A 12,500-nucleotide genomic window follows, 5' to 3' on the forward strand; every position below is an offset into this window, starting at 1 on the left:
TTTTGTAGAATTCAATTACCTTAGGATTTTTAATCAACTCGTCGATTTTGGAAGAATCAATTCCGTTTTCTTTACACCAAAGAGTTAAGTGTTCCATATCGGGAACAATAATCGCTCCGAGAACCTTTTTATCCTGGCCGATTACCATAGATTGTTTGATGAAAGGAGATTCGTCCATTTTGTTCTCGATCGGAACCGGCTCGACGTTTTCTCCGCCTAACAATACTACCGTGTCTTTGGCTCTTCCGGTCAATGTAAGTGTTTTTTTGAAGTTGATGAATCCGATATCTCCGGTGTTCATCCAACCGTCCACAATGGTCTTTTTAGTGACTTCCGGATTTTTGTAATAGCCTTTCATCACTTGAGGTCCTTTTACAAAAACGATTCCTTTTTGCCCTAACTTACCTGCGAGAACTTCGAACTTATCGTTGATATGTGTTAACACATTGCCGTTTTCATCTTTGATCATTAGTTCGGACTTAGGAACTAAAAAACCCACGGAACCGATGATCGGTTTCGCAAAAGGCCTTACTGAAATTACGGGACTTGTTTCGGTCATTCCGTATCCTTCCAAAACGAGCATTCCGATATCATTGAAGAAGTTATCCACGTGCGATTGTAACGCTCCACCGCCGGATAACGATCCTTTCAATCTTCCACCGGTTGCGGCGCGGATTTTAGAAAGAACAACCGCGTCCAAAGTCTTTGCGTTGAAGATCAATCCCAAACCGGCAATCATAAGGAAAAACCAACTTGGAAGATGAACTCCGTAAGTGGGAAGAGCTAAATAGGCGAGAACGGTCATAGCGCTTAACGTAAAGGGTCCCGTTAGCAAAAGAACAATTAGAGATTTAGTTCCAATTGCAATGGACTTTAAGATATTTCTATTCTCATAATCCACTTCCAATCCGCTCAAAAATCTTCTGGAAGCGTTGTAATGTTTCGAAAAAAAGTAGGCGAGTTTAAACAGAAATTTCCTAAGTGGAGGGGTTTGTTTCGGATCATTTACTTTATTATAGATGTTGGTATAAACGTTTTCCCAAACGCGGGGTGCGGAACCCATAAAAGAAGGTTTTGCTTTCGTCAGATCGTTTTTGAGATCGGACACTTTCGTATAATACGTTTGAATACCTCTTGAAATGGCCCCGTATTCGTTTACTCTTTCGAATATATGCCAAATCGGTAATATAGAAAGCATGCTGTCCGTAGTTTTGATATCCGTCAGAAGCATTGGCACCACGTGAACCATTTGATGCACCATGTTGGAATGCATAAGCATAACGCCTTTCGGCATTCCCGTGGTTCCGGAAGTATAAATGAGGGTAAAAAGATCCTCTGGTTTGATGTCTTCGATTCTTTTTTCCGCTTTCCTGCTTCCTTTAGCTCTGAGCGCTTTTCCTTCCTCGACCAAATCGTAGATTTTATGAATGTTTTTTCCTTTTGCGGTGGCGGCCTTGTCCATGATGACTATCGTTTCCACTTTAGGAAGTTTTGATTTAACCTTGTTGTACTTTTCAAACATCTTATCGTTTTCGATAAAAACGATTTTTGCCTCTGAGTGCTGGAGGATGTATTCTAACTCGGATTCGGTAACGTCAACTCCTCTAGGAACGTTAGCCGCACCGCAAAATTGGACGGCATAATCCGTGATCATCCATTCAAGTCTGTTATCTGCCAATACACCGACGTGTTCCCTAGCTTTCAATCCCATTTGGATGAGGGCTTCGGCAAGTGCGATTCCTATGTCATATAGCTGTTTATAAGAAGTAGGATAGAATTCCTTATCTTCTCCTTTGCTCCAAAATACAGGCCGATCTCCATATTGCTCGGTGGATTGTATGAACATATCCGCGAGATTTTTATACATTTTCAATTCCTCTTTCGTGAGTTTTTACCGGAATGATTTCCAATTAAAAGGCTGGATTAAGCTATGGGGAAAATTGAGAGAGTCAATCAAATTTTAGAAAGGGTTCGAAGGGTGCGGTGCAAAAAGAAAAATCCGTCTATCTTTGAAAAGATAGACGGAGAAAGAATTATTGCTCTTCACCAGCAGGTGCGGAAGATTCGGAAGTAGGTGCCGCTTCTTCTTTTTTACTTTCTGCTTTTTCTTTTTTAGACTTTTTTGATTTTCTGGCTTTTTTAGCCTTTTTGTGTTTCTTAGATTTCTTTCCTTTTTTTTCGGACTTAGTTTCTTTTTGACTTTCAGTTTGCTCACTCGGAGTCTCTGTAGTAGGTTCTTCTGCGATAAGTCCTGAGAATCCGGTTAAAGCCATCGCGGCGATCAAAAGTTGTACAAGAATTTTCTTAAAAAGGGTCATTGGTAAATTTCCTATTGAATAGAATGATTGATTGGAGAAGTCCAACACCCTTAGTAAAAATGTAAATACGTTTTTTAGAAAACAGCGCGTAGAGGATTCCATTTTTTACCGGAAGCAACGGCGGATTCCAAACGTCTAAGATATTCTTTTTTGGGAATTTGATAAGCCCCTAGACATAGGGTAACAATGTTTAGCTGTTGGGTATCAAACAGTGTGAATTGATCTTTTTTTAGAGCTTCGAATAAATGAAAAAGTCCGATTTTACCAAAATCTGAAATGAAAGAAAACATAGACTCGCCTGCAAAAAAATTTCCAATTGCAACTCCATAAACCCCACCTCCCAAATTTCCGTTTTCATCCCAAACTTCTAGGGAATGAGCATAACCTAGTTTGTGAAATTCGGTGTAACTTTTGATAAAAAGATCCGTGATCCAGGTTTCTTCACCGGGGCGGTACGCACAACAGCGCATAACTTGTTCGAAAGCTCGGTTGAAAGTGATCGTATAATGTTTTTGATTGATTTTTCTTTTCAATCGTTTTGAAATGTGAAGCTTATTGAGATCGAAAATTCCTCTCGGGTCCAAACAATACCAAAGAATCGGCTGATCCGACCAAGGAAAAATTCCATTTTTATAGGCGTATAAAAGTCGCTCGGGAGAAAGATCGCCACCCACTGCGACAATTTCACGATCCCAAATATGAGGGTTTCGAAAAAAATCAGAAAAATCTTTCAAGCTTTATTCCCTATCATTTTACAACTTTTCGTGTTTTACGATTCGGGCCTCTTATTATTTTTGTAAGACGGTAAAAGTGAAAAAGATTCTTCAATGGAATATACCGGTCCGTCTGAAAAAGTTTTGGATGAATAGATATGAAATTCAGAAACTCTAAAATTCGAGGAGGCAAAATCGGCAAATTCTTCCAAATACTCTAGTATTCTTGTTTTGTTCGAATTTTTAAAACGACCGATCGTAAGATGAGGACGATATTCTTGTCGATCCGGAGATAGACCGAGTCTGCGAGCGCCGGAATCTAAGGTTTTTTGAAATTGTAAAAGTTCTGGGGAAAAATTAAGAGTTGTAAAAAGAATCGAAGGGGATTTTCTTTCAAAGGTTCCTACGGATTTTAGATTTAAATCAAATTCCGGAAAGGAAATCTGTGAACAAAATTCGGATAAAATGTCTACCTGTTCGTTGGATTGTTCGCCTAAGAAAACTAAGGTAATATGAAAATTTTCTTTTAAAACCCATCTTACGTCGGGAAGGCCGTAACAAATTGACGTTAGTTGTTCTTTCACTTCTTCCGGAATTGAGATTCCAAGAAAAGTTCTCATGTTTGAAAGTTTAGGGCTCTTTTCGATTTTCGCAACTAGATTTCCACGTTATTCTTTTTTAGAATTGCGAACTTCTTTCACTCTCAAGATTCCTCGGAGAGAGTTGCATAGAAATATTGAGTTTGATCGCTGTAAGTCGTCCAAAGAGAGAGTTTTCTCGTAAAACCCGTTTCGTTTTAAAAGACGATTTCGAAAAATGCCGGGAAGGACCCCTGAAGAAATCGGAGGAGTAAAGTACGAATCTCCGATTTTTACGAATATATTACCGATACTTCCTTCGGCGATTTCCTTTTTTTCGTTTAAGTATAAAACGTCGATATAACCCGAGTCTCTGGAACATTTTCCTTCTTGATCGTATATTTCTCTCAAATTTGTTTTGTGCTTTCTAAATTCCGAGGAAGAATCGATTTCAATTCCGCTGATTTGCAAGATACCTTCCTTTTGAAATTTCGAGAGTTTGTGCGATTCGAAATGAAATTTTCCAAGGGAATTTAAGCTGATTTTGATTCGGTATGAGTTCGGACCGGGAGAGATCGAGGCAACTTGTTTCAAAGAAGCGTCCCATTCTTTTTTTGAGAAGGGGAATTGAAAAATCTTAGCGGATTTTTTAATCCTTTCCAGATGTTCTTTTAGAAAGTAGAATATTCCGTTTTTGTAAAGTATGGTTTCGAAAAGGGAAAATCCTTGCGGTGCTTCTGTGAAAAATTTTGCCTTTTCTAGAATTTCAAGCCATTCTTTTTCGGGATCGGAATCCCACGTGATTCCGGAACCGATTCCGATATTTCCCTTTCCTTTTTTTAATTCCAAGGTTCGGATTCCGATCGAAAAAACCGCGTTTTGATCGGGCCGAATGACTCCGATGGCGCCTGTATAAATTCCCCTTGATTTTTCCAATTGTTGGATCAATTGCATCGCTCTAAATTTCGGAGCGCCGGTAATGGATCCACCCGGAAAAAGCTCTCTGAAAATGTCTTTCCATTCGACCCGGTCTGAAAGTTCGGATCGAATCGTACTCGTCATTTGAAAAATTGTTTTATACTTTTCTATAGAAAACAAGGCTGGAACTTGAACGCTTCCTTTTTTGCTGATCTTTCCGAGATCGTTTCGCATCAAATCCGTGATCATCAGATTTTCCGCTTTCTCCTTTTCGGAATTCAGAAGAGTTCGGGCGTTTTTTTCATCTTCTTTTTCGGATCTACCTCTTCGATACGTTCCTTTCATCGGTTTGGTAACGAGAGTTGTCCCTTTTTTTTCAAAGAAAAGCTCCGGTGAAAAGGAAAGTATATCTATATCGCGGAATCGAATCCAGGAACCGTAAGCAACTGGTTGTCTTTGGGATAGTATTTTATAAAATTCTAATATATCGCCTTCGAAATCGAAAGAAATTTTGTCCGTGTAGTTGATCTGATAAATTTCCCCTTGATAAAGTTTAGTTCGGATGGTATTCAAACTTTGAACATAATTTTCATGGTTCGGCATCGAAGAAATGTAAAAGCCGTAATTTTGTGAAAGTCCTGTTTGAATTTCCGGAAGCTTTTCAGGGTTTTGGAAAACCGCAAAATATAGAATCGGTAAACCCGTTTCGGTTTTTTCCCAATTCATATTGAAAAAAAAATAACCCACTTCATAAGAAATAAAACCTGCTACATAATACCCTTGTTTTAAATAATCGTTTATTTCGTTCAAAGAAGTTGACAATGTATCGAAACAATACGCCTCGATCGTTTTAACGGGATTGCGGAAGATAATTTTTCCGAAAGGATGAAATCCTTCGTCGAAAATCATAAAGGGCTGGTCAGAGAATATGAGTTCTTCGATTATCATTTTAAAACAAATTTAATTTGGATTAATCATTTTGTCTCTTCGTTTCAAAGAAATAATCGGGATCTCGGGAATCATTTTCGTTTCCGGATCTATCTATTACTTTTTCGCACAAATCGGAAGAGACGACTCGATTTACCCGGCTTATACTTCTCCGATTTGGCTTGCTTCGGGAGTTGCACTTGGCCTTACTTTGCTTTTGGGAAATTGCGCGATCTTCGGGATTTTTTTAGCTTCTTTCCTTTCCAATTCAGGAATGGATTTATTATCGGGAGTATGGATCGACATTGGAAAAAACTTATATCTTAGTTTTTTGATCGGTCTTTTTTCCGCGCTTCAAAGTTATATGGGAAAGGTCGTTCTTTCCAGTAGAATTCCCAAATACAGAATTTCAGATCGCACTCAGTTCGTATTTCTTTTTATTTTTCTCGAAGCGATTGTATGTATGATCAGTTCAATGAGTTCCGTGACTTCTATGTATTTTTTAGGAAAGATCGAATTTTCCTCAATTCGTCAAAACTGGTTGGCTTGGTGGATTAGAGACGCACTCGGAGTTTATGTCGGAACTCCGTTTATTCTTTTCTGGTTTCAAGGTTATTATAAGATGCCTCAATGGAAAGAATTTTTAGAATCTACGGTGTTCTTTCTTTTAATCGTATTCTTTTCTCTTGCTTCTTTTGGTTTTATTACGCCGATTTCTTCCTTCGGTTATCCGTTAGGTTATGTTTTAGTTCCATTGATTCTGTGGTCCGCATTTCGATTGGGAGAAAGGGCCAGTAGTCTGGCTGTCGTTCTTTCTTCCGTCATTGCGATTTTGGGAATGGTTTTGGAATCTCCGCAGTTCTACGGAGAATCCGTGAATGCGTCTAATATTCTCCTTCAATTCTTTGTTGCAGTATTGTCGATCACGAGTTTGCTCATTGCGAGTATGGTGAACGAAAGAAAGGAGGCGGAAAATCAGCTTAGAATTTCGCATCAAAGTTTGGAAGAAAAGGTTGAAAAAAGAACTCACGAGCTTCTTCGTTCCAACGAAATTCTTCGGGAAGAAATTCAAGAGAAAAATGAAGCAAGAGCGGCTCTTGAAAAAAGTCAGATTCGATACATGGGGTTGTTCGAACACCTTCCCGTTGCGATAATCGAGGCGGATTATTCCAAACTCAAACAAATTTTAGATAGCCTTCCTTTCGATATTCAAGGAGACGCTTTTTCGGATTACGCAGAAACTCATCCTGATTTCGTTCGGCTTTGTTTTGATTCTATTCAAGTGGTCGGAGTCAATCAAGAAACGGTAAACTTATTAAGGGTCGAATCCGCGGATGCGGTTTACAAAAATTGGAAACTTTTTTTCAGTCAGGATAACTTCAAGGTTTTTAGAAGAGTTTTAAGAAAGATTCGTGAAAAATCTTATTTTTACGAAGTCGAAGTCGATTTTAGAGTTTACGACAATACGAGGTTGAACATCAAAATTCGTTGGTCCGTTCCGCCGGGATTTGAATCTTCCCTTTCAAGCGTGATCGTAACTCTTCTTGATTTTACGGAGATCAAGTCCGCGGAAAGAAAATTACAGCTTTCTCTGGATGAAAAGGAGGTTATGTTAAAAGAAATTCATCACAGAGTAAAAAATAATCTTCAAGTAATTTCCTCATTACTATCCATGCAATCCGATTACGTTCAGGATAAACAAAGCCTTTCCGTTTTTATAGAAAGCCAAAATCGACTCAGAACAATGTCTATGATTCACGAGGAACTCTATCAATCGGAGAATTTGGGGAAAATTCAATATTCCGTTTATATAGAAAAACTTTTAAGCCAACTTTTCCAAGTTTATGGAAAATCCGATTCCGTTGCGTTGGTAACCGTATTGGAATCTTTGGATATCACTATCAATCGTGCGATTCCGATCGGATTGATTATTAACGAATTAGTTTCAAATTCTCTAAAATATGCTTTTCCGGAAGGAGAATCGATTACAAGAAAACCAGAGCTGAGGATTTCACTTTCCAAATTGGATGAAAATTTGGAAATGCAGATTGAGGACAACGGAATCGGTATGCCTTTCGGTTTCGATTTGGAGGATTCCAATTCTCTCGGATTAAAACTTGTGAATATACTCGTAAGACAACTGGGCGGTAAAATCGATTTTTCATCCGATTCTAAAAGGGGAACGCAGTTTAAAATTCACATTCCTCTTTCGGTCAATTTAATTTGAAAAATTTTCCGGTTTGCAAAAGAAACTTTTTTACGGAATTTATCCTAAAACTTTAGGATGTGGGAACTCTCACGGGAATTGTAATAACGAAAAAACTGTTTGAAAGCACATCGTAAAAGGGAACGTAATTTGTGGGAACTCCCGCGCTTTTATTACGGATTACTGAATGATTTTTGGTCGTTTGCTTTTGGTTTTGAAACAGAATTCTTAATCCAAAAATAACCATCGGACTATGCAATATTTTAACTTAAGTGATTCGATTGAATGAGTATTCTTAAATTTATAACTCGCTTTATAAACTTCGTATGCTGTCTTTTAGCGTTGGTTCGAAATTTGCTCCGAGTAAAAATTTAAGTTTCGAGGGCTTTTTTATATTCTTGAATCAGAAGATCCGGGTTTTCGATGCCAACAGAAATTCGAATCAAATTTGGGTCCAGTCCGTTTTCCTTTAGGAATTTTCTTCCTTCTTCCTGAATTACTAATTCGTAATGAGCCAGATAAACATATAACATATTGAGAGTAAACTCGGTTCCGAAACTCGGTCCTTTCAATAGAGCGAGTCGATCATAAAACTTTTCTAATGGAATCGAAAGTTCAATCGATAGAACTCCTGCCTGTATGTCCGGAAGCCTCGCGATCTTTTCGAAGTTTTCGGAAGATCCCGTCCAGAATACGTTTCTAATACCCGGTTGTTGTGAAAAATATTCCGCGAGCCTTTTAACGTTTGCACTGATCCTGAGAACCCTTTCCTCGTATCCTTGGATTTCGTAAGCGAGCCTTTCGCAATCTCTGAGATATGGTGCTTCGATTAATTCTTTGCATATAGGTAAAATTTCGGAAAACCAATGTGAGCCTTTGTTTAAAATGACGGATCCCATCATAAGATCTCCGTTTCCACAGGCGAACTTGGTTAAACTTTCCACAGCAACGTCCGCGTAAGGAAGAACGTTGATCACCGCCGAACCTGCGACAGAAATATCCACAATCAATGGAATCTGATATTGATCTAGGATGGATTTTAGTTTTTCATAGTCGGGAACTAAAAGGAGGGGATTTGTGGGACATTCGGTGATGATTCCCGCGACCTGCTTCGAGCTTTGTTTTAGGAATTGTTCTAGATTTTCCAGATCCGTTGCGTCATGGATCACGTAAGAGTCTTTCGTATATTTTTCTAAAATTCTAATGTTATCCACATAAAGCCAACCCAATCTGATCCAGACAGTTTTTCCTTTGTTTCTTTGGATACGATCTAAGGATTCGAAAGCGGAATAAACTCCGTTCATACCCGAAACGGAAAGAAGAATTTCAGGATTTGAATCTCCGTAGAAAGAAGATAGCGTGGATAGGATTTTTTGAACCGGGTTTTCTTTTTCGACTTTCTCTTTGAAAATTTCCTGTAGGATTCCTTTCTTTAAAAGGAAATCCTCCGCCATTCTGGAAGACGCAAGACATCCGGTATGTTGAATAAAAGAAAGAATTTCTTTTTCTAAATCTTTCAAGTTCGGAATAACTAAGGTTACGATTCCTTCATCTTCGACAATTTCGTGTTTTTGAATGGAAAATTTTTGCACGATTGTATTTGCCGCTTTTCGGGAAGATACGATGAACTGAGGAGTGTCGATTTTTCTTGTTTCTCGATTGTAGTCTAAAATTCTCGCGATATAGGAATGTGCCACAAACCTGGGATAACCCGATTTCAATCTAGAAAGGGTTTCCGTTCTTTTTTCTTCGTAACCGATCACATCGGACAATTGGGGAAGGCTTACGGAAACTGCGTGAATGTTCTCAAAGGGAATTCTTTCCCCGCAAAGTGTTCGGTGAGGTTCGTTGATTTCTTGTAACATCTCTATTGATTCTACTCCGAGATCGATCGTCGATTTTTCAACTCGTAAATTCGACTAAAAACCCTCAGTGGGTTTGCGTTTCTGAAATTTTCCGGGCTCTGTCTTCTTCGATTAAAGCTCCGATCAGTTCTTCCAGATCCCCTTCCATGATCGCGGAAAGGTTATGACTTGTGAATCCGATTCTGTGGTCGGTGCATCTTCCTTGAGGAAAGTTGTAGGTTCTTACTCGTTCGGAACGATCTCCGCTTCCTACCATTTGTTTCTTAATCGCGTCCGAAGCCTGTTTTTTATCTTCGGCTTGTTTTTCAAGGATTCTCGCGCTTAAAATCCGAAGAGCCTTGGCTTTGTTTTTATGCTGTGATTTTTCGTCCTGACAAGCGACTACGACTCCGGTCGGAATGTGAGTGATTCGAACCGCGGAGTCGGTTGTATTTACGTGTTGACCGCCTGCTCCGGAGGAACGATACACATCAATTCGAAGATCGTTTTCGTTGATTTCGATTTCTTCTTCATCAGCTTCGGGGAGGACCGCGACGGTCACCGCGCTCGTATGGATTCTTCCTCCGGACTCGGTGCTTGGAATTCTTTGAACCCGATGTGTTCCGCCTTCGAATTTGAAAAGATCGTAAGCCCGTTCGTCTTCCAATGCGAAAATAATTTCTTTCAACCCGCCGATTCCTGTGGGGGCGGAATCGATGATTTCGCTTTTGATTTTTTGTTTATCCGCAAATTTAGAATACATTCTAAAAAGATCCGCCACAAATAAACCGGCCTCTTCTCCGCCGGTTCCGGCCCGGATTTCCACGAGAATATTTTTTCCCGAATTCGGATCGGGAGGTAAAAGTAGAATTTCGAGTTCTTTTTCCAATTCCTCCAGTTTCTCACTCGCTTGACGAATTTCTTCTTTGAGCATAGAATGCATTTCTTCGTCTTTTTCGGATGGAATCAATTCTTCCGCATCTTTTTTATCTTTGTGGATTTTGAGATATTCCTCCACTTTGAGATAAAGAGGGGTTAGTCTGGATCTTTCCTTGTAAAGATTCTTAAGTGAGGAAGGATCTTTGGCCAAATTTAACTCTTCGCTGATTCGAAGGTATTTTTCTTGTATTTTTTCAAGTCTGCCTATCATTGAATGAACTCGACCTTTCCTTTGTAAATCAACGCACTCTATGGAAAACCATATTTCCGTCGCAGAAGTTTTTTCTGAACGATTCCTATCCTTGCTGACTGATCTCCGAAACTATCGGAGTCCGTTCGGTAAAACCGTGGGCGATCCATCCGATTTGATTCAAGAACGTATTCAAAAGGCTTCGATCCGAACCGGAGCGATCAGTTTTGGGCTTTCGATTCCAAAGGGAAGTTTCGGATATCTTACCCTCTTGCCCGAAATGATTCTATTCTATAGAGTCCAAGGCCATCTCGTCAAAGATATAGCCGCGCTCTACGGAAAGGAATCTCTCGTATCTTCCGAAATCATGAGCTATTGCATTTTTCCGGATAAAAATCACGCTTTGATTCGATCCATCGTGAGAGACGTCGGCAGTAGGGTACTTGTTAGACCGGCTTCGTTGGAAATTTTTCGTTCTATTGGATTTCATCTCGGATGGAGATTGTTTAATAAGAACGGAAATTCCCATTCGAAATATGCTTGGCTTCCTTATATCGGCGCGATTCTGAACGGAGGAATTTCGTTCTTGGATACAAAAACCACCGGAAGAAAGGCTTCCGAGTTTTTTCAAAAGGAATTGGAATTTACGGATCGATTTGAAGAATAGGCTTGAAAGAAGTTTTTAAAATCTACCCCAAAAATTACTTACAGCGCGTCCCAAAACCTGCGGAAGCGATTCTTAGCGATGCATTGGTTACTTTTGGGACGGGTTCTGATATAATGCCGTTTAACGTATTCGGCGCAAGCAAAGAACTTGAGATGAGCTATGTCTATATTATGAAATCTGAATTTATTCTAAAAAGTAAAATTACGTTAGGCTTTTTTTCTAAAAAAAATGCGGTTTTAATTTTGTTTGTGATCTCTTTTTTCAATTTCTGCAAAAGCAGTCACGAAACTTTTGTCGAAGAGATTCAGGATCTCGTCGAACAGGAAAAGTATGAAAAAGCTTCCGAAAAGCTCAAGGAAAAGCTTCAATCTCCGAAAGAAAGGGACGAATTTCTTTCAAAGGAAGTTCCGGATTCGGCTCGAGTTATAGAATTTTCCAATGATCGCCTAAAACTTGTTTGGACCGAAGATCAGAAGATTTTTTTTCAAGACCTTGCGTCGGGGGAAAATAATTCCAGAAGTTTGGATCAGATTCCTTCCAACCTTTCTCTATCTCAAAACGCAAATTACGCTTTGGTGGAATACACGATGCAGACTTCTGGAGGTTGCAGATATGTTGCGATTTCTTTAAAGGATTCGAGTCTTTCTTATGAAGCTGGCGCTCAGGTTTCTTGCAAGAACCGAGGATCGATCCTACCAGACGGTTCAAAAATTTATTACTTTGTGGATGATAATCTTTATGAAGAAAAAACCGTGGAACCTAGAAAGCCGGTTTTGGTTTTAAACAAGGAAAAAATTATATCACCTTTTCCTAATTTAAAAACGCGCTTTCTCATGTATTCTTCCGGGAGTTCTTTTTTGATTTTTTCGGGAAACGCGGGCGCGTATAATTTGTATTGGTTTCATCCCTCTCAAAAAACGGTTGAGAAAATTGATAAAGATATCCTCAGTCCGATTTTATACTACGGTAACGGAGAAAGCGCTTACTACATCGGCGGAGAAATTGGAAAATTGCATCTTAGGAGGATTAATTTTTCATCCAAAGGTAAACCGGTTATTACGAAACTTTTTACCGTGAGTCGAAAAGAAATCAATCCCTGGAAGTTGTCCAAAAAGAACGAGTTCCTATCCGGTTATTCCGGAAAGGTTCATCTCTGGGGGCCTGCAAAAAAAAGTCAAAATCTTCCGATTCTTTGTGAGC

At 39.2% G+C, this 12,500-nt stretch carries 10 protein-coding genes (2 of these 10 cut by a window edge); 3 read left to right on the forward strand and 7 right to left on the reverse strand.

The genetic code is table 11. The features are described 5' to 3' along the window. The 5 genes from FHG67_RS00450 to pabB all read right to left on the reverse strand — a co-directional run. Positions 1-1,867 carry the 5' portion of an AMP-dependent synthetase/ligase gene (locus FHG67_RS00450; RefSeq protein ID WP_004495064.1) on the reverse strand. The gene continues 185 nt to the left of window position 1, outside the view, so 1,867 of the gene's 2,052 nt are visible here — the first part of the coding sequence; it begins with the start codon at positions 1,865-1,867; its stop codon lies beyond the left edge, outside the window. A 166-nt stretch (positions 1,868-2,033) separates the two neighbouring features. Beyond that, positions 2,034-2,318, reverse strand: coding sequence for a hypothetical protein (locus FHG67_RS00455; protein WP_004495129.1), 285 nt, complete (start codon positions 2,316-2,318; stop codon positions 2,034-2,036). A 74-nt stretch (positions 2,319-2,392) separates the two neighbouring features. Beyond that, positions 2,393-3,052, reverse strand: a complete 660-nt coding sequence (aat, locus tag FHG67_RS00460; protein WP_004495150.1) for a leucyl/phenylalanyl-tRNA--protein transferase — start codon at positions 3,050-3,052, stop codon at positions 2,393-2,395. Positions 3,053-3,087: 35 nt separating this feature from the next. Continuing rightward, complete coding sequence (gene thpR / locus FHG67_RS00465; protein WP_004499769.1) at positions 3,088-3,651, reverse strand: RNA 2',3'-cyclic phosphodiesterase; 564 nt, start codon at positions 3,649-3,651, stop codon at positions 3,088-3,090. 48 nt (positions 3,652-3,699) lie between these two features. Next, the gene (gene pabB, locus FHG67_RS00470; protein ID WP_036075067.1) at positions 3,700-5,475 is read right to left on the reverse strand and encodes an aminodeoxychorismate synthase component I; all 1,776 of its coding nucleotides are present in this window, start codon (positions 5,473-5,475) and stop codon (positions 3,700-3,702) included. Between the two features lie 31 nt (positions 5,476-5,506). On the opposite strand from pabB, the gene FHG67_RS00475 reads away from it, so the two are divergent. Next, complete coding sequence (locus FHG67_RS00475; RefSeq protein WP_002630841.1) at positions 5,507-7,681, forward strand: MASE1 domain-containing protein; 2,175 nt, start codon at positions 5,507-5,509, stop codon at positions 7,679-7,681. Positions 7,682-8,031: 350 nt separating this feature from the next. Here FHG67_RS00475 and FHG67_RS00480 read toward each other — a convergent pair whose 3' ends face one another. Beyond that, complete coding sequence (locus FHG67_RS00480; protein ID WP_004495099.1) at positions 8,032-9,525, reverse strand: aminotransferase class I/II-fold pyridoxal phosphate-dependent enzyme; 1,494 nt, start codon at positions 9,523-9,525, stop codon at positions 8,032-8,034. A 64-nt stretch (positions 9,526-9,589) separates the two neighbouring features. Then, positions 9,590-10,654, reverse strand: a complete 1,065-nt coding sequence (gene prfA, locus FHG67_RS00485; RefSeq protein ID WP_004495061.1) for a peptide chain release factor 1 — start codon at positions 10,652-10,654, stop codon at positions 9,590-9,592. 40 nt (positions 10,655-10,694) lie between these two features. On the opposite strand from prfA, the gene FHG67_RS00490 reads away from it, so the two are divergent. Then, positions 10,695-11,300: a hypothetical protein gene (locus FHG67_RS00490; RefSeq protein ID WP_004501268.1), complete on the forward strand. Its 606-nt coding sequence runs from the start codon at positions 10,695-10,697 to the stop codon at positions 11,298-11,300. A 170-nt stretch (positions 11,301-11,470) separates the two neighbouring features. Then, positions 11,471-12,500, forward strand: partial view of a hypothetical protein gene (locus FHG67_RS00495; protein ID WP_036075128.1) — the 5' portion only. The gene runs 131 nt beyond the window's last position; only the first 1,030 of its 1,161 coding nucleotides appear in the window; its start codon is at positions 11,471-11,473; its stop codon lies beyond the right edge, outside the window.

It is taken from the genome of Leptospira weilii (assembly GCF_006874765.1).
GTDB lineage: Bacteria > Spirochaetota > Leptospiria > Leptospirales > Leptospiraceae > Leptospira > Leptospira weilii.